Here is a 17970-nt window from a genome sequence, read left to right as displayed (position 1 = left end):
CGAGCTGGTTGCGCAGGCTTGCTTAGACCGGGTGTCCGCGCATGCGCCGGAATACCGCCGGCGAGCCGTTGAAAACCGCAGCACTCGCGGCGGCGGAACTCGGTAAGCCTGAAGGCGGCGGGCTGCCTCAGATCGGCGATCGCGGCGAAGAAGTTCACTCTGCCAGCTTCATAGAATGGCATAGGCCACTGCCTTGGTTCCGTGAGGCGATCGGCGCCCCCTCGCCAAAACCATCCTGAGCTATGCAACAGCCGCCGGGGCATTCGGCCTAACGGCCAAGATGGCGGTGGACAGCGTCCGCAACAATGACGGCTTCGGTGCCTTGGCCATGCGCAGTCTGGCGACCACCGCTCGTCTTCTGCTTCTTTGAGTTGCTGCCGCACCGTCCGGTGGGTGTCTCGGAGGTCCACCTTATCCTTGGATCGACCTTGCTGCTGATGTTCGGCGCAGGGCGGCGATCGGTCTTGCAGCGGGTCTTCTTATTCAGGGGCTGTTCTTCGCACTCTACGATCTGCCGCAATACGGCATGAACGTCACGACTTTGCTGGTTTCGCTCTGGCTCATCAGTGCGCTCGCGCAGCGGATCATCCCGGCTCAGACCGCATACGTCGACACGAGGTACATCCAGGCGCTGGCGCTTTCGACGGCCTACCAGGGCGGTATCGTCGCCTGGGTGGCGTTTTGGGCGCTCTATGGCCATGGCTTCAGCGTCGAAAATCTCTCGGCGGTCGGCTCCTTCGGCCTCGCTTATATGAGCGTCATTCTTGTCGAACCGCTTATTGATCTGGAGTGCTTGCCGCGGCCAAGACCTTTGCCCGCTACAGCCGCGGGCCACTGTTCAACATCCGCCTGCATCAGCCGACCTGATGCAAACGCTCGGTCCGGCAGCGCCTCGGTGCGCTGCCGGATACCTGTTGATTTGGAGCCAAGCTCCTCTCAATCATTCCCGTCACGGTCAGCTACTGATCCGACCTTCCAGACTCACCTTGTCGAAGTCACCGATCAGGATGTCAATGACGAATGGACCGTCCAGCGCGCCAGATATAGGACGCTGGAAACTATCAGTCTTATGAGCTGATGATCCGTTCATTAGGCTGTCCGTGGTGGCGCGATAATCATCCCAGGCCATGCCGGAGAGCACAGCGGCCAGTGACGTCTGCTACACTACGAGGGCGAAACGATCCCGCTTCCTTCACACTCAGCGCACTACAGCGCCGCGCGTCTAATCAGACGCGCAAAGGACGCTGTAGCACTTTGAATCGCTGCAGGTTTTTATCCTCAAATCGGCTACGATTTGAGGAACCATGCAGTAGGCGGGCCATCCGGAACATCCTGTCGGCTTTGTCGAATTAACGACAAAGGCATTTCTGAAGCACTTCCTGCACACCTGCACCTAAGTAACTGAAAATGAATCCTAAAGTTCATCAGGAGAGCTCCGTGTGGAACTGGCATGAACGTTGAATGCCTCCATTTGAGAGCAGGTGACCGCTGAGTAGACCCCCCCACCACAGCCTCGAGTGAACGAGACCTCGATCCATGGTGCCACCTCCAGAGCGGGAAACCAGACTAGCGTAACCGGAAGGAAGTCATATGACCAAAAACGCGGAAAAATCCCTTGAACCTCTTGAAAACCCTTTCTTTAGTCATTCCAAGGCCATCAACCCACACGCTTTTGAGGCGCAGAAACTGGTTGATTCGATCTTCGAATCCACGACTACGGCAGGGATCGAATTGACACTGAAGACAATTACTGCGCTGCAGGCCAACGCCGAAGCCAATTTCTCACAGCTTCAAGCGTTGCTTGAGGCTGACTCGCCGTCCCAGGTTGTCGAACTGCAGTCGGCATTCGTGCGCAAGCGCGTGGATGCAAGTGTCGATCAGATCAGAGAATCCCAGGCGCTTACCTCGAAGGTGCTCGTCGACGTCTCAAACTCGTTCAAAGACTTTTTCAAACAGTTCCTTGCGGAATCCAAGGCGGCGTGACGAAACGGAAACAGTGTTCCGCCCGAGCTAGTTCTGCACGCCCAAAAAGTGCTTACCTCAACCTTCGTGGGCAAAACGGCAGTGGCCGCTTGGGTCCGTGCCGTTTCTTCTCAATCGCGCCTTGGCGTGGCTGTCTTGGTTAACAGGGCCGCACCCTTAGTCTGGCTAGGTGCGCACGGACAACTACAGGTCCTTACCGCATCAGCCGTGAAGTGGAAACGCTCCGGATCTTCAGAAGCTCTATAGATGATGAAGCAACCAAGCATAAACGAACTCTTCGACCGAGAAGCAATCCGCGACTGTCTCCATCGCTACTGTCGAGGGATCGACCGGGCAGACGAGGCCGCTTTGCGCAGCTGTTATTGGCCCGATGCATGTGACAATCACGGAAGTTACTCCGGCTCTGCCGCGGGGTTCATCCAGTTTGCACTCAGCGTCTTCAAGACCCAGCCGCGCAACATCCATCAGCTTGCAAACACAATGATAGAGTTCTTGGGGCCGGCAGAGGCCGCCGTCGAGAGCTATTTCACCGCGCTGCAGCGCGGCCCCGACGAGGCAGGCGAAATAAAGCAGGTGCTCCTGTGCGGACGCTACTGTGATCTGTTTCAAAAAAGGGAAGGAGAGTGGCGCATCGCGGAGCGGACAGTGGTCTATGATTGGGTCGAGGAGCAGAGACCTCCCACGTCCTCGGAAACAGAGCGGTTCGGTCCTCGTCAGCCGATTGGGGCACCGTATCCAAATGATCCCGTATACGAACTTTCGAAGCGGCGGGCTCTTTCGACAAAGTATCCAGAGGACCGGATTGGTAGTGGAGAAGAAGAACAATGATACGATTGCGCCACCGAGCCTTTCCTGCCGCCAGCGCCCGTGCAGTGAGTGCACGCCTAGGCGCTAGCCCGGTTCAGCCAGGGCGGGTCGTCATCATCACAGGTGCCGCAGGGGGTATTGGCCGTGCGCTAGTCGAAACCTTTGCCGCGAATCGGGATATTGTTGTCGCGGTGGACCTTCCGGACAGCGGCGTAATTGAACTTGGCCGCAATCTCGGCCCGCCCCACCTCGGCCTCGAATTCGACGTGTCGCGAGAGGACGATGTCGTCGCCTGCCGTACACTTCTGGAGAAACAGTTCTCGCAGATTGGAGTGCTTGTCAATAATGCGGGGATAGGGCCAACCATGGCTGCGACCGTCGACACTCCTGTCGCAGATTTTCAACGCACTTTCGCGGTGAACCTTATGGGCCCGTATTCGTTGGCGTGCGAAACCGCGAAGCTGATGAAACCTGGCGGCGCCATCGTCAACGTCGCTTCGCTGGCTGGCCTGCTCGGCAATCCGAAGCGCAATGGCTACGCCGCTTCGAAGGCTGCTCTGATCTCAATTACGAAATCGCTGGCGTGCGGTTGGGCTTCGCGCGGCATCCGCGTGACGGCGGTAGCGCCGGGCTACGTGCGCACGCCTATGATTGCCAAATTGGAACGCGCGGGTAAGCTCGATGTCAGCGCAATAAGGCGCCGCGTACCGATCGGCCGATTGGCTCGTCCCGACGAGATCGCGCGGGTCGTGCACTTCCTGGCCAGCGCGCAGGCGAGTTACATAACCGGGTCGACGCTTTTGGTCGATGGTGGTTGGATGTCATTCAACCAGCCGGGTGGAGCGCACCCGGGTCAGGACAGTACGCCCAGTGCAGAACTCTTACGCCCGGTCGAGAACACCGATGCGCGAACAGTGGTTGTCATGGGTGGCGCCAATGGCATTGGCGCGGCCATCGCTCGCCGCTTTGCCGCAAACGGCGACACGGTTGTGATCGCTGACGGAGACGGCGATGCAGCGACAAAGCTCGCCGGCTTGCTCGGAAACAAGCACCTGGCAAGACGCGTGGACAGGACCGTCGAGCCCGAGGTCGTGGCACTGTTCAAAGAATTGCGGGAGCGCTTCGGCCACATCGACGTCTTCGTCAATGGTCCTGGCATGAATGACACGCTTGGCCCCGATCTCGAGCGGGCGTCGGCAGTCCTCAAACATATACTGGACGTCAATCTTACTGGCGCCTTCACGTGCGTGCGCGAGGCCGCTGTATCGATGCGGCCCGGCAGCGTAATCGTGAATCTCGGGTCAAGTTGCGGCCGCTTGCCCCTGGCGACCAGTCATGCCCACGGCGCATACAATGCTGGCATAGACATGCTTACCCGGTGCATGGCGGCCGAATTCGGGCCACTTGGGATCCGCACAGCCACAGTCGCTCCAGGTCACATCCGCGCGCCTGGCGGCATCCAGGAGGAAACGGTAACCGGTATGAACCCGACATCGCTCCGGCTGGAGATCCCTTTGGGCAGGGCTGGGGCCCCGGAAGAAGTCGCCGAAGCTGCCTATTTCCTGGCCTCGTCTGATGCCTCTTACATCAACGGCTCGACCCTGCACGTGGACGGAGGCTGGACCTCGTCCAAAGACGCGGGAGGCGCCAGCGAAATCGACGGGACGGTTTCTTTGGACAGTAGATGGCGTCGGCTAATAGAGACGCAACGGCTTCTCTTTCCCTGAAGCATTTACGCGCTTTAGCTCTGGCGCTCTGAGCGCAAAAAGGACCATGCGCAGGATCATTGGAACCGATCTCGTGAATCGAGGCGTGCCAATCACGATTTGCGTGATCCCTAATCCGAAAACAAGGAGACACCATGGAGTTTGCAACGTTCATTCTGGCTGCCCAGCGCGGCTATCATCAATCTTCCGATAGCGTGATCCGCAACTCGATAGAACAGGCCGTCCTTTCGGAGCAGGCTGGCTTCAGCACAGCCTGGTTCGCCGAGCACCACTTCAACAACTACAGCCTCGTCCCGTCGCCTTTGCTGATGGTAGCCCACTGTGCCGGGTTGACGAGCACCATTCGCCTCGGCACCGCAGTCTGCGTGCTGCCGCTCTACCAACCACAGCGCCTGCTGGCGGAGATCGGCTTTGTCGACATCGTTGCGAACGGTCGGCTCGAACTCGGCGTGGGTTCGGGATACCAGCAGTTCGAATTCGACCGCTTCGGCGTCGATGTAGATGAGGCGCCGGCCGTCTTTTCGGAATACCTCGACATCTTGCTCAAGGGGCTCAAGCAAAAGATCTTCTCCCACAGCGGTCACTATATGCGGATACCCCCGACGGCAATTTCGGTGCGCACTCTTCAAAAGCCGACCCCGCCGATCTGGATTGCTACCGCGTCGCCTAAAACTGTCGCCCGAGCCTTTCGTGAGGGACACAACCTTTTTGTTACGGCCTTCCATGACGGGCTGGAAACTCTGGGTATGTTGCGCGGCATCATCCAGACCGCCGCCGCATCCGAGGGCAAGAAGGTGAGCGACGCCAAGGTATCGCTGCTGCGCTGCTGCTATGCCAGCGACGGTGCAGCGGAAATCAACAGCTATCTCGATAACGCGCGCTTCCAGCGCCGGCTTTCCGAAGCACTGCATCAGCGTCGCCAACAGAGCCAGGACGGCTACATGTTGGAGGAGATGCCGACGTATCAGGATCTGTCGTTCGATACCATGCGCAAGAACCTGCCGATCGGCAGCGTAAATCGCGTGATTGATCGCCTTCTCGAAGAGATCGAGGTCTTGAAGCCGGACCAGATTGCAATTCAGACCCAATTAGGGGATTTGAACCAAAAGACGATGATGCGCCAGATCGAGCTCTGGGGAGACAGGATCATCCCAGCAGTCCAGAAATCTCTCGGGCAGCCGGAGGCTTGAAGTTGTCTCGTGCCTGACTTTTGAGGTCAGCTCACGTCCCTCAGGCGCCAGCGGAGTGCTCGACAAGTGCAAGCCGGCGCCGCAGATGTCGGCCATGCATTACAGCTGAACTCTTCGCAAAGCACTCGGTCGTGAACCGACGTAGGGCGCATACACATTCATATGGCGAGCAAGCAGCTTCGGGGCAGTACTCATTTGATCTCCGATGGCCCAATTCACTCGCACCTTAGTCGGGTAAGGGCCGGAAAGCCCACCTGTAGCAAACGTGATCGGGCGGCTGGTACTTCGAACTGACAAAGCCGGCGGTACAAGCGTTCCCAAACCCGGTTCCTTAGTCCTTGATCGGCAGCATCATTTTGTCGGGATCCTAACGTCGGATGGACAGCGCTATACGACAATTGCTGGTTCCAGTTGTCGGTTCTGCGACAAAGACCCCTTTGTGATGCGGGTGATCAATTCGATCTAAGCAACTGATATTTCAGCAAAATCAATCTCTATCCGGTACGCGCCCACAAGCTGGCACGGGTTTTGTAATGATAGTTCCGCAGGCGGCGGAAGCTGCCGCACCACTCATGTTGCGGGCAACCGCGATGGTTCGAGCAAACGAAGGGAAAGCAACATGGCAGGTCTGCGTCAAATCGCATTTTACGGAAAGGGCGGTATCGGGAAGTCCACCACCTCACAAAATACGCTCGCCGCCCTTGTCGACCTCGGGCAGAAGATCCTCATCGTGGGCTGCGATCCCAAGGCCGACTCCACCCGCCTCATCCTGAACTCGAAGGCGCAGGACACCGTACTGCATCTTGCGGCAAAGGAAGGTTCGGTGGAAGACCTCGAAGTCGAGGACGTGCTAAAGGTCGGATACAAAGGCATCAAGTGCGTGGAGTCCGGCGGCCCCGAGCCAGGCGTTGGTTGCGCTGGCCGCGGCGTGATCACGTCGATCAACTTCCTCGAAGAAAACGGCGCCTACGATGATGTCGACTACGTCTCCTACGACGTGCTCGGCGACGTGGTGTGCGGCGGCTTCGCGATGCCGATCCGAGAAAACAAGGCCCAGGAGATCTACATCGTAATGTCCGGTGAGATGATGGCGCTCTATGCCGCCAACAACATCGCCAAGGGAATCTTGAAATATGCCCACTCGGGCGGCGTGCGGCTCGGCGGGCTGATTTGCAATGAGCGCCAGACAGACCGCGAACTCGATCTCGCCGAGGCACTGGCGGCCAAGCTGAATTCCAAGCTCATCCACTTCGTGCCACGCGACAACATCGTCCAGCACGCCGAGCTCAGGAAGATGACGGTTATCCAATATGCGCCGGATTCCAAACAGGCGGCGGAATATCGCGCGCTGGCTGAAAAGATCCATGCCAATTCGGGTCAAGGCACCGTCCCGACCCCGATCACCATGGAGGAGTTGGAAGACATGCTGCTCGACTTCGGCATCATGAAGACCGACGAGCAGATGCTTGCAGAACTCCAGGCCAAAGAAGAGAGGGCTGCTGCCCAGTGATCGCCGGCTCAGACAATGGCCGGAACCTTACCCGGCCCAACATTCCACCAACGGTGCCTCTTCCTGGAGGCATCATCCGAATCTCGAAAAGGGGGCAGGCCCAATGAGCCTCGACTACGAGAATGACAGTGCTCTCCATGAGGAGCTTATCACGAAAGTGCTGTCGCGATACCCGAACAAAGCGGCGAAGCGTCGCCAGAAGCACCTCAGTGTCGCAACCGACAGCGAGGAGGTCGGCGAGGAAGGCCAGATCTCGGAATGCGACGTAAAGTCGAACATCAAGTCCATTCCAGGCGTGATGACGATCCGCGGCTGCGCCTATGCTGGCTCGAAAGGCGTGGTCTGGGGCCCGGTCAAGGACATGGTCCATGTCTCGCACGGGCCGGTCGGTTGCGGTCAATATTCCTGGTCGCAGCGGCGCAACTATTATGTCGGCACGACAGGCATCGATACATTCGTGACGATGCAGTTCACCTCCGACTTTCAGGAGAAGGACATCGTCTTCGGTGGCGACGGTAAGCTGGAAAAGATCATCGATGAGATCGAGGAGCTGTTTCCCCTGAGCAAGGGCATCACCGTCCAGTCTGAATGCCCGATCGGCCTCATTGGTGACGACATCGAGGCGGTGTCTCGCAAGAAGGCCAAGGAGCACGAAAAAACAATCGTGCCGGTACGCTGCGAAGGCTTCCGCGGCGTCTCGCAGTCGCTCGGCCACCACATCGCCAATGATGCCATACGTGACTGGGTCTTCAGCGAGGACGAAGTCGAGTTCGAAACTGGTGCTTACGACGTTAACGTCGTCGGGGACTATAACATCGGCGGCGACGCCTGGGCCTCGCGCATCCTGCTCGAGGAGATTGGGCTGCGCGTAGTCGGCAACTGGTCCGGAGATGCCACGCTTGCGGAAGTGGAACGTGCCCCGAAGGCCAAGCTCAACCTCATTCATTGCTACCGATCGATGAACTACATCTGCCGGCACATGGAGGAAAAATACGGCATCCCCTGGATGGAATATAATTTCTTCGGCCCATCCCAGATCGAAGCTTCCCTGCTCAAGATAGCCAGGCATTTCGGCCCTACAATTGAAGAAAGGGCCGAGAGGGTCATCGCCAAGTACCAGCCCCTGGTCGATGCTGTGGTTGATAAGTATTGGCCGCGCCTAGAGGGCAAGACAGTGATGCTTTACGTGGGTGGTTTGCGCCCCCGTCACGTCATCACCGCCTATGAAGACCTCGGCATGCAGATCGTGGGCACCGGCTACGAATTCGGCCACAACGACGACTATCAGCGCACCGGCCACTACGTGAAGAAGGGCACGCTGATCTATGACGACGCAACCAGTTACGAACTGGATAAGTTCATCGAGAGGATTCGTCCCGATCTTGTCGGCTCCGGCATCAAGGAGAAGTACCCGGTGCAGAAGATGGGCATACCATTCCGCCAGATGCACTCATGGGACTATTCCGGCCCATACCACGGCTATGACGGCTTCGCCATCTTCGCCCGCGACATGGACCTGGCCATCAACAATCCGGTCTGGGATCTCTACGACGCGCCCTGGAAGAAAGTGACAGTACCTGAGGCAGCGGTTGCAGCCGAATAGAAGCGCGGTCTTCCGCTGGCAGGAACCTGCGGAAGACCCGACATCTCGAACGTTTCCTGTGCCGCCGTTCGACGAGGCCAGATGAAAAAGGGTGACCAATATGCCGCAATCGGCCGAAAAAATCCTTGACCATGCTCCCCTGTTCCGTGAGCCGGAATACAGGCGGATGCTAGCAGACAAGAAGCTGAATTTCGAATGCCCCCATCCCGACCAGGTCGTTACCGAGCAAGGTGAATACACCAAGACCTGGGAATATCGCGATAAAAACCTTGCCCGCGAAGCGCTCGTGGTGAACCCCGCCAAAGCCTGCCAGCCGCTCGGCGCCGTGTTTGCGGCAGCGGGGTTCGAAAGGACCATGTCCTTCGTCCACGGCAGTCAGGGCTGCGTTGCCTATTATCGTTCACACCTGTCGCGGCATTTCAAAGAGCCCTCGTCGGCGGTGTCATCCTCAATGACGGAGGATGCGGCAGTGTTCGGCGGCCTGAAGAACATGGTCGACGGGCTCGCCAATACTTACGCGCTGTACGATCCGAAGATGATTGCCGTCTCTACCACCTGTATGGCTGAGGTCATTGGCGACGATCTGCATGGTTTCATTGAGAACGCCAAGAGCGAAGGCTCAGTCCCTCCCGAGTTCGACGTGCCATTCGCTCACACGCCCGCCTTCGTCGGCAGCCACGTTGACGGCTATGACAGCATGGTCAAAGGCATCCTGGAGCACTTCTGGAAAGGCAAGGAGCGTACGAAAGCCGCCGGCACGATTAACATCATCCCGGGTTTCGATGGCTTTTGCGTTGGGAACAATCGCGAACTCAAGCGCCTGCTCGACCTTATGGGTGTGTCCTACACCTTCATCCAGGATGCCTCCGACCAGTTCGATACGCCGTCCGATGGCGAATACCGCATGTATGACGGAGGCACGAAGATCAAAGATGTCAGGGCGGCACTCAATGCGGAGGCGACACTGTCGCTGCAGCACTATAATACCCGCAAGACGCTCGAATATTGCCAGGAGTTCGACCAGGCTACCGCCTCTTTCCACTACCCGCTCGGGGTCAAGGCAACTGACGACTTCCTGATGAAGGTGTCGGCGATTTCCGGCAAGGAAATCCCCGAAGCGATACGCCTGGAACGCGGCCGACTGATCGATGCCATGGCGGACAGCCAATCCTGGCTGCACGGCAAAAAATATGCAATTTACGGCGATCCTGACTTCGTCTACGCCGTGGCCCGCTTCATCATGGAAACTGGCGGCGAGCCGATCCACTGCCTCGCCACCAACGGCACGCCGGCCTGGGAAGCCGAGATGAAGGCGCTGCTTGCATCGTCTCCCTTCGGCAAGGATGGCCAAGTCTGGGCCGGAAAGGATCTGTGGGCAATGCGCTCGCTGCTCTTCACCGAGCCGGTGGACCTGCTGATCGGCAATTCCTATGGCAAGTATCTCGAGCGAGATACCGGCACACCGCTCGTTCGGCTGATGTTTCCGATCTTCGACAGACACCATCACCATCGTTTTGCGCTCATGGGCTACCGGGGCGGGCTGCGTGTCCTAACAACGATCCTCGACAAGATCTTCGACAAACTCGATCGCGAGTCGATGCAGCTTGGTGTAACGGATTATTCTTATGACCTCACGCGTTGAATGCCGCTGTCGGCAAAGACCGGCCCGCCTGTAAATGTTGGAGGTCAACGAAATGTCCTTGCTCGCTGCCAAAATCCAGGAGACCTTTGTCGAACCAGCCTGCGAGAGAAATCGCAGGAAGGATGCCGACACCCGCAAAAAGGGCTGTTCGAAACCGCCGACCCCCGGTGCGGCAGCCGGCGGCTGCGCTTTCGATGGCGCCAAGATAGTGCTGCAGCCGATCACCGACGTCGCGCATCTCGTTCATGCACCACTCGCCTGCGAAGGCAATTCCTGGGACAACCGAGGTGCGGCGTCATCCGGTGCCACGCTGTGGCGCACCAGCTTCACCACCGATCTAACCGAGCTCGACATCATTATGGGGCTGAGCGAGCGGAAGCTGTTCCAGGCGCTCCGCCAGATCAAGGAAGCGTACGCGCCGTCGGCGATCTTTGTCTATGCAACTTGCGTGACCGCACTCATCGGAGACGACATCGAGGCCGTCTGCAAGCATGCGGCGGAAAAATTAGGCTTGCCGGTCGTGCCGATCAATGCGCCGGGCTTCGTCGGCTCAAAGAACCTCGGCAACAAGTTAGCTGGCGAGGCATTGCTCGATCATGTCATCGGCACGGTGGAGCCTGATGACGTCGGCCCTTACGACATCAATATCCTTGGAGAGTTCAACCTGTCTGGCGAGTTCTGGTTGGTAAAGCCACTCTTGGACAGGCTTGGCATTCGTGTTCGCGCCTGCATTCCCGGTGATGCGCGCTACAGAGATGTTGCCTCCGCTCACCGCGCACAGGCGGCCATGTTGGTGTGCTCGACGGCACTCATCAATCTTGCCCGAAAAATGGAGGAGCGCTGGCAAATCCCCTTCTTCGAGGGGTCCTTCTACGGCATCACCGCCACCTCGGAAGCACTCCGGGGGATTGCTGAACTGCTCGTTAAGAAGGGTGCCGATGAAGAGATCCTCAAGCGCACCGAGACACTCATTGCAAAGGAGGAGGCGATTGCGTGGAAAAGACTTGAGACATACCGCCCGCGGCTTGAAGGCAAGCGGGTGCTCATCAACAGCGGCGGCGTGAAGTCCTGGTCGCTTGTTCATGCGCTGATGGAGATCGGCATGGAGATCGTTGGCACCTCGGTCAAGAAATCGACGGTCGAAGACAAGGAGCGCATTAAGCAGGTGCTGAAGGACGAACAACACATGTTCGAGTCGATGGCGCCCAGAGAGCTGTACGCCATGCTGTCAGAACATAAAGCCGACATCATGCTGTCGGGCGGACGCACCCAGTTCATCGCGTTGAAGGCCAAGACACCTTGGCTCGATATCAACCAGGAGCGACACCATCCCTATGCCGGCTATGACGGCATGGTGGAACTCGTTCACCAGATCGACCTCGCCATTCACAATCCTGTCTGGTCTGAAGTGCGGGAGCCGGCACCGTGGGAAGACGATCCTTGTGTCGGGGAACGACTACCGCGCACACACAACGAGACGGCGCAGGTCGCACCCTTAAATGCTCTCTGGCACGACGCCGGTGACTTCGCTGAGTGCTGAGGAAAGCCAATGGTCCACATCCATCCACAAACCAAATCAGCGGCAGTCAATCCGCTCAAGTCGTCCCAGCCGCTGGGTGCCGCGTTAGCCTTCCTCGGTGTGGAGGGTGCGATACCGCTTTTCCACGGCAGCCAAGGCTGTACCAGCTTCGCGCTAGTGCTATGCGTACGCCATTTCAAGGAAACGGTCCCCCTGCAGACCACGGCGATGGACGAGTTGGCAACTGTTCTGGGTGGGCCGGGCCATCTGGAAGAGGCGATCCTTAACTTGAAGAAACGCGCCAACCCCAGGCTGATCGGGATCTGCACAACGGCACTAGCGGAAACCCGTTCTGAAGACTTCGCAAGGCAAATCTCCGAGATAAAAATGATGCGAGCGGAGGAACTTGCAGGCACGGAGATCGTACTGGCAAACACGCCGGATTTCGACGGCGCCCTCGAAGAGGGCTGGGCCAAGGCTATCACCGCGATGATCCAACGGATCACACGGCGGGGCCAGCAGGCACGTCGCTCAAAAAAGGCAACAATGATCGAGAGGATTAGAAAGCCCGGCGAGCAGCAGCCGAAGCGGCGGAAGGTCGCGATCCTCCCCGGCTGGCATCTCACGGTCGCCGACATCGAGCATTTGCGCGAGGTGGTGGAAAGTTTCGGGCTCAACCCGGTGATCCTTCCTGACGTTTCCGGTTCGCTCGACGGTACGGTGCCCGATCGCTGGATGCCCACCACCTATGGCGGCACCAGCGTTGAAGACATTCAGGAGTTGGGCACGGCGGTGCAATGCATCAGCGTCGGAGAGCATATGCGGCGCCCGGCTGAGCTGCTGCAGAAGTTGACGGGTGTGCCTTACATCTCGTTCGAGTCGCTAACGGGATTGAAGAACGCCGACCGGTTCGTCTCGCTTCTTTCCGAGATCTCGGGCGTGCCGGCGCCGGCAAAAATCCATCGTTACCGTGCACAGCTGCAGGACGCGCTGCTCGACGGACACTTCCATTTCGCCGGCAAGAAGATCGCGATCGCCGCCGAGCCGGACCAGCTGTACCAGCTCTCCACTTTCTTCATCGGGCTTGGTGCGGAGATCATCACAGCCGTTACCGCTACCGGTGCGTCAGAAATTCTCGAGAAAGTGCCAGCCGAATCGATCCAGATCGGCGATCTTGGCGATTTCGAAAATCTAGCCGGCGGCGCTGATCTTCTCGTTACCCATTCGCACGGACGCCAGGCGGCGGAGCGCCTCGGCATTCCTCTCCTGCGCGTCGGCTTCCCGGTATTCGACCGTCTCGGCAGTCAGCACAAGCTCACAGTTCTGTATCGGGGGACGCGCGACCTGATCTTCGAAGCGGCCAATATTTTCCAGGCCAACCGGCGCACGCCGTCGCCTGAGAAGCTTGATGCCTTGCACATGCGGAGAAATGCCGGATGACTTCCATTCGTCGCCTCTCGCTCGTCGCTGACGAGATTCACCCAAGGCATTCCGGCGCATTGCGCATAGCTATCGCGACGCAGGACATGAGATCGCTTAACGCCCATTTCGGATCGGCCAAGCACTTTGCAGTCTACGACGTGACGCTCGATGGCTGGGATTTCGTGGAAGCAGTGAGCTTCGATGACGTTTCCGACGAGACCGGGAAGCATCGGATCGAGGGCGATGACCGCATCACCCCGAAGGTGAACGCCTTGAGAGGCTGTCATCTCCTTTTTTGTCGGGCTATCGGCGGACCCTCCGCAGCCAAGGTCATTGCGGCGAAAATTCATCCGATAAAAGTGGGGCACCCCGAACCCATTCAAGACGTACTTTCGCGAACCCAGAAAATGCTCCAGACGGCTCCTCCGCCGTGGTTGCGCAAGGTGCTGGCGCAAGCAGGCGTCGCCGAAAAGAAACCGTTCGAGGACGAGAACTGAACGATGACTACACCGTCAAAGCCCCCGGTCATCCCTGCCATTGACGCGGACGAGAAGGCCCTCGCTGCTCCTTTTCTCAAATGCCTCATACGCCTGATCCGCGCACAGGACACCTACGGAATGTGGGAGAATAAATCCGACGCCGACCTGCTCGGCGACTTCATCGTGACGAAGGAACAGCGCCGTGAAATCCCGATCATCGGCGATCCCGATGCGGACGTGATGTGGAGGTTCAATATCTTTTACACCGCCGTCGGGCTTTCAATCGAAGCGCGCACCCATTTGGTGGCGTCGCCGATTACGATGATTAGCCATGAGGGCTTCGGGCGAGTGCTTCTAACGACCGGGCGGCTGGTCGTATTTTCGAAAACAGTGCGCGACGTCCACCGATTCGGTTTCGCGACACTCAGCAAGCTCGCGGAGGCCGGTACAAAGCTAGTGGACGATGCGATCGCCGCCATCGAAGCCTATCCCGAAGTGGCGCGGGCCTGACGATCGATCCGGCAATGATGAATCGTCGGCCCTCACGCCCTCCGGGGGCCGACGTGGGCAGCGGGGCTGATCTCTCCATTACTCCCAGTCCCGCTGCCATCATTGCCCCGAAACCCGGTGCTGCGATGCGCCACCGATGATTAAAAGACCGCTGCGGATAAGCTGTACAACAAACATTGGGACTGCCGGTCTTGCCGGATAACGTCCTGCTGCATCTTGAAAAACGGTCGATGCTTTTGCTGGCCGCTGCGGAAGGAGCGCTTGCGTACGACAACGGATGAGACCGGTTTATTGCTTGCCTTGCGAAGATGCTAAATGGATACCGAGATATCTGACCGCCATCTCTGGCACGACCTGCGTCGATTGCGGCTACGACCGCTATTGCACAATTGCCCTAACAGACTGCCGCAAGGCTCGCGGCAATTGACCTCCTTCACTCCGGTGACGCAAGTGTCTCGAAGTGAAATGGCCCGCGCACCCCGGCACAAAAACGCTCGGCCGCATTGAGAGCGATCTCCAATCTTTCGCGAGCCGGAGCATCTGAGGATGCGAAGAGCGCACCCAGCGCTATCTGCTCCCCGCATCCACAGGCGCCGAAGCCGTCGACCGGCTCCGCGACCTGGTAGTCCGAGTCGATCTTGAACAGGCGTCCGGCATAGCCGACAAGGAAGGTGCCACCGCGCTCGCCTTCGTAGTGGCGCTGCGCGTAGCCCCAGCTTTTAGGCACTGGCGGAGCGCGTCGACGAACTCCGTCACCATGAAAGCGTAGACATCCTTTTCCGGATGCCTCTTTGGCGGCTTGAAGGTGTGCGCCAACAGCTGGCCCATTCTGAACGAACTCGTAAATCCGAAGATGAAGTCTCGATTACGGAAGACTTTGCGATCGGCACGGACGGTAAGCGAGAGGCCGGCTACACCAGCGCTATCGCCTCCGATGTGAACTGACCCGTTGCTGATTAGACCGACAATACACGTCATTCCTTGCTGCTCCTCATCTGGGCTCCGCTCCAGCCTGTAGATATCCGTTATCGCGGCAAGCACCCTGACGAAGGTCCTGCCGCTTGCCTGCCCCGGATCCACAGCAAGCACTATGCCAACCATGGTATAGTGAAGGGTTGCTCAAACATCTCCCGGTTGCCGGCCAGATTTGCCTGGCGCGACGTGCTCGCCCAATTCGCCAACAACTCCGCTCAAGACGATCGCATTCGACACGGGAGGACGCGGCCCTGTCGGGTTTGTCGCGTCCGCGACACGGCGTGTTCGACGACCTGCTGCTGCCTAAATGACTGGATAAGACTCGCAATTGGTCTTCTGAGGCTCTTCTCGGGCAGGTGGCACGAACATCCCCTCGTTGCCAGACGGCACAGAGGTGGCAAATGGGGCCGTGACTGACTTTGGGCCGCTGGGACACGGTCCTTCCCCCTTCACCGACGCAGCAATTTCCGTTTCACGCAGTCAACTGGCATGAGTCTTGAAGGCATTCCATTGAGAGGCGACGATAGCTGGCGATCGGTAGGGTACCAATGAAGGAAAGCAACATGGCAGGTCTAGATCAGATCGTGTGCGGATCCAGAAGTGACGCGGCTGATGGTCGACCATGCGATGACGAACCGCCGGCGCTCCCGTTCCCCACGGGGAGCCGACGTCAGGCAGCGGGACCACTCCTCCCCATCCCCCGGTCCCGCTGCCGCGACCTTCCAAACGTTGAATCTCGAAAATGCCTTGGTAAGTTATTGCAATAGGCCGCCGATGATCAGCAGACCACCCCCGACAAGCTGGACAACAAGATTGGAGCCACAGCGGACGGCACCGTTTTCGATGGATGAAGTCATATCCGATCTTGCAAGACATTCCAGGCTTTTTGCGGGTGGCCGCTGCGCAGGAGAGTTAACAATGGCAAGTCATTTCGTTACCCGCGACGGCTCGACATGGATACCGGAATATCTGACGACAATCGATGGCAAGACCTGCATTGGTTGCGGCCGCTGCTTCAAGGTCTGCTCGCGCGAGGTCATGCACCTGCACGGCATCGACGAATCGGGTGAAATTCTCGGTATCTGCGATGGCGAGGACGATGACTTCGATGGCGAGCTCAGTCGCATGATCATGGTTGTCGACCACGCCGGCCGCTGCATCGGCTGCGGAGCCTGCGCGCGCGTCTGCCCGAAGAACTGCCAAACCCATGTCGCGGCTGACACGATTGTTGCTTGACTGATGGACGAACCGGGAGAACGGCGGTGCCTTTCAGAATTTTTCGTCGCGTTCTGCAATTGGTCCTATGCGCCAACGCTCTACGGGTCTACCTCATCTCACATTCGATCCGCAGGGTAATAATTGCGACATTGGGCACTGCGCTGCTTCTGCAAGTTGCCTACTTCGCAAGCGTACTTTTGCTGGTTTGGCGGGCTTGGTGCAACAGGAGAGCTGTCGAAGGGACCAGCCAAAGAAGGCGTGGCTCTGACTATTCCTAGTGCGCATGGCTGGAAGCACATTTTGCATGGTGGAGCGGCGGTGAGCTCGCATTAGCATCGAACGGTGCCCTATGCCCACATCGATAGAAGAGCAAAGGTGCGTGAAGGATGAGGACTGAACGATGGCAACACTAACGGATCCCACTGTTATCCCGGTTCTTGGCGACAACAAGGCCGTTGCCAATCCTTTCATAAGGTGCCTGGTGCGGTTGATTCGCGCCCAGGATTCCTATGGGTCGTGGAAGGAAAAGTGCGACACTGAACTGCTCGCCGACTTTACCGTCCCTGAAGAAACCCGCTGTGCGATTCCAGTCATTGGCGATCCCGATCCGGGCGTTCTGTGGAGGCTCGACGTTTTTTACCGTGCCGTCGGTGTCGCTATCGAGGAGCGCTCCGGTCTGCTGGTATTGCGGACCATGGAAATCAACCAGGAGGGCTTCGGGCGCGTGCTTTTTACAACCAGACGGCTGGTCATTCTGTCGAAAACGCTGCGTGATGTTCACCGGTTTGGCTTCAGTACTCTGCGCAAACTCGCCAATGCAGGCGCGAAGCTGGTCAACGATGCGGCCCGAGTCATCGAAGCTTATCCGGACGTAGCACGGGCGTTATGAAGCCTATGTTCGAGGAGACGCCAGAGCCTGAAGACACCAAGAAGACGGTTCGAAAGCTGCAGTCGCGTGCTGGAACTGCAAGCTGGATTGGCACGACCTTGCCTAGGGTTTTGCAACCGACTGGAGCGTGGCCATCGCCCGAAAAAACATTGGGCCTTACTCAGTTAGACGCTGCTGAGGGGACCATTCAGCAGAAGAACCAGGAGAACCACGGTGCCCTTCAGAACCTTTCCTCCCATCTTTTGCTTGCTCCTGTGCACCAATGCACTTGCTATGTATGTTGTCTCGCATCCCGCTCGCAGCTTGTTTGTTACGACACTCGCTTATTCGCTGCTTCTTCAGGTAGCTTATATCGGAAGCGTCTTCCTTCTAGTCTGTCTCGCTGCGGTCGCAAAGATGTCCAAAGGACTGAGCATTTGGGTCTTTTCAACTCGCGCAACTAAAGAAAACCAAGGCTTGGCATTTGGCGAGGCCAGCCCGCGCGGACAAGGTTGAC

The 17970-nt window shown here is 58.2% G+C and carries 17 protein-coding genes and 1 pseudogene; 17 read left to right on the top strand and 1 reads right to left on the bottom strand.

Annotation, left to right across the window (positions count from 1 at the left end):
• Positions 1-41: 41 nt before the first annotated feature.
• The 13 genes and pseudogenes from GHK62_RS30285 (at position 42) to GHK62_RS30225 (ending at position 14392) form a co-directional block, all read left to right on the top strand.
• Positions 42-239 (top strand): hypothetical protein, encoded by a 198-nt coding sequence (locus tag GHK62_RS30285; RefSeq protein ID WP_153442635.1) that lies wholly within the window; start codon positions 42-44, stop codon positions 237-239.
• A pseudogene (locus GHK62_RS30280) lies at positions 233-867 on the top strand (energy-coupling factor ABC transporter permease). The gene GHK62_RS30285 and the pseudogene GHK62_RS30280 overlap by 7 nt, the downstream one beginning before the upstream one ends.
• A 723-nt stretch (positions 868-1590) precedes the next feature.
• Positions 1591-1983 carry a phasin family protein gene (locus GHK62_RS30275; RefSeq protein WP_153442634.1) on the top strand — a complete coding sequence of 131 codons (393 nt, stop codon included), beginning with the start codon at positions 1591-1593 and terminating at the stop codon, positions 1981-1983.
• 249 nt (positions 1984-2232) lie between these two features.
• The gene (locus GHK62_RS30270; protein ID WP_153442706.1) at positions 2233-2811 is read left to right on the top strand and encodes a nuclear transport factor 2 family protein; all 579 of its coding nucleotides are present in this window, start codon (positions 2233-2235) and stop codon (positions 2809-2811) included.
• A 44-nt stretch (positions 2812-2855) separates the two neighbouring features.
• Positions 2856-4517 carry an SDR family oxidoreductase gene (locus GHK62_RS30265; protein WP_459559211.1) on the top strand — a complete coding sequence of 554 codons (1662 nt, stop codon included), beginning with the start codon at positions 2856-2858 and terminating at the stop codon, positions 4515-4517.
• Positions 4518-4651: 134 nt separating this feature from the next.
• Entirely contained in the window at positions 4652-5707 is a 1056-nt protein-coding gene (locus GHK62_RS30260; RefSeq protein ID WP_153442632.1) for an LLM class flavin-dependent oxidoreductase, read from the top strand.
• Between the two features lie 619 nt (positions 5708-6326).
• Positions 6327-7217 (top strand): nitrogenase iron protein, encoded by an 891-nt coding sequence (gene nifH / locus GHK62_RS30255; protein WP_153442631.1) that lies wholly within the window; start codon positions 6327-6329, stop codon positions 7215-7217.
• A 103-nt stretch (positions 7218-7320) separates the two neighbouring features.
• Positions 7321-8820 carry a nitrogenase molybdenum-iron protein alpha chain gene (gene nifD, locus GHK62_RS30250; protein ID WP_153442630.1) on the top strand — a complete coding sequence of 500 codons (1500 nt, stop codon included), beginning with the start codon at positions 7321-7323 and terminating at the stop codon, positions 8818-8820.
• Positions 8821-8920: 100 nt separating this feature from the next.
• A complete protein-coding gene (gene nifK / locus GHK62_RS30245) occupies positions 8921-10462 on the top strand; it encodes a nitrogenase molybdenum-iron protein subunit beta (RefSeq protein WP_153442629.1) in 1542 nt (513 codons plus the stop codon).
• A 52-nt stretch (positions 10463-10514) separates the two neighbouring features.
• Positions 10515-12002 (top strand): nitrogenase iron-molybdenum cofactor biosynthesis protein NifE, encoded by a 1488-nt coding sequence (gene nifE / locus GHK62_RS30240; protein ID WP_153442704.1) that lies wholly within the window; start codon positions 10515-10517, stop codon positions 12000-12002.
• Positions 12003-12011: 9 nt separating this feature from the next.
• Positions 12012-13421, top strand: a complete 1410-nt coding sequence (gene nifN, locus GHK62_RS30235; protein ID WP_153442628.1) for a nitrogenase iron-molybdenum cofactor biosynthesis protein NifN — start codon at positions 12012-12014, stop codon at positions 13419-13421.
• A complete protein-coding gene (gene nifX / locus GHK62_RS30230; RefSeq protein ID WP_153442627.1) occupies positions 13418-13900 on the top strand; it encodes a nitrogen fixation protein NifX in 483 nt (160 codons plus the stop codon). Before nifN ends, nifX begins: the two co-directional genes overlap by 4 nt.
• Before the next feature lie 3 nt (positions 13901-13903).
• The gene (locus tag GHK62_RS30225) at positions 13904-14392 is read left to right on the top strand and encodes a NifX-associated nitrogen fixation protein (protein ID WP_153442626.1); all 489 of its coding nucleotides are present in this window, start codon (positions 13904-13906) and stop codon (positions 14390-14392) included.
• A 433-nt stretch (positions 14393-14825) separates the two neighbouring features.
• Here the strand turns inward: GHK62_RS30225 and GHK62_RS34645 are convergent, their stop codons facing one another.
• Positions 14826-15119 carry a hypothetical protein gene (locus tag GHK62_RS34645; RefSeq protein ID WP_234887103.1) on the bottom strand — a complete coding sequence of 98 codons (294 nt, stop codon included), beginning with the start codon at positions 15117-15119 and terminating at the stop codon, positions 14826-14828.
• A gap of 1166 nt (positions 15120-16285) precedes the next feature.
• On the opposite strand from GHK62_RS34645, the gene fdxB reads away from it, so the two are divergent.
• The 4 genes from fdxB (at position 16286) to GHK62_RS30200 (ending at position 17969) form a co-directional block, all read left to right on the top strand.
• A complete protein-coding gene (gene fdxB / locus GHK62_RS30215; protein WP_153442625.1) occupies positions 16286-16603 on the top strand; it encodes a ferredoxin III, nif-specific in 318 nt (105 codons plus the stop codon).
• A gap of 26 nt (positions 16604-16629) precedes the next feature.
• Complete coding sequence (locus tag GHK62_RS34935; RefSeq protein ID WP_184108917.1) at positions 16630-16863, top strand: exopolysaccharide production repressor protein; 234 nt, start codon at positions 16630-16632, stop codon at positions 16861-16863.
• Positions 16864-16985: 122 nt separating this feature from the next.
• Positions 16986-17474 (top strand): NifX-associated nitrogen fixation protein, encoded by a 489-nt coding sequence (locus tag GHK62_RS30205; RefSeq protein WP_153442623.1) that lies wholly within the window; start codon positions 16986-16988, stop codon positions 17472-17474.
• Positions 17475-17747: 273 nt separating this feature from the next.
• Positions 17748-17969, top strand: a complete 222-nt coding sequence (locus GHK62_RS30200; RefSeq protein WP_153442702.1) for an exopolysaccharide production repressor protein — start codon at positions 17748-17750, stop codon at positions 17967-17969.
• Position 17970: the final 1 nt, after the last annotated feature.

The sequence above is a fragment of the Sinorhizobium terangae genome, assembly GCF_009601505.1.
GTDB classification, from domain to species: Bacteria; Pseudomonadota; Alphaproteobacteria; order Rhizobiales; family Rhizobiaceae; genus Sinorhizobium; species Sinorhizobium terangae.
Note: the sequence above shows the minus strand (reverse complement) of the source record. Positions and strands in the feature narration are given on the sequence as shown.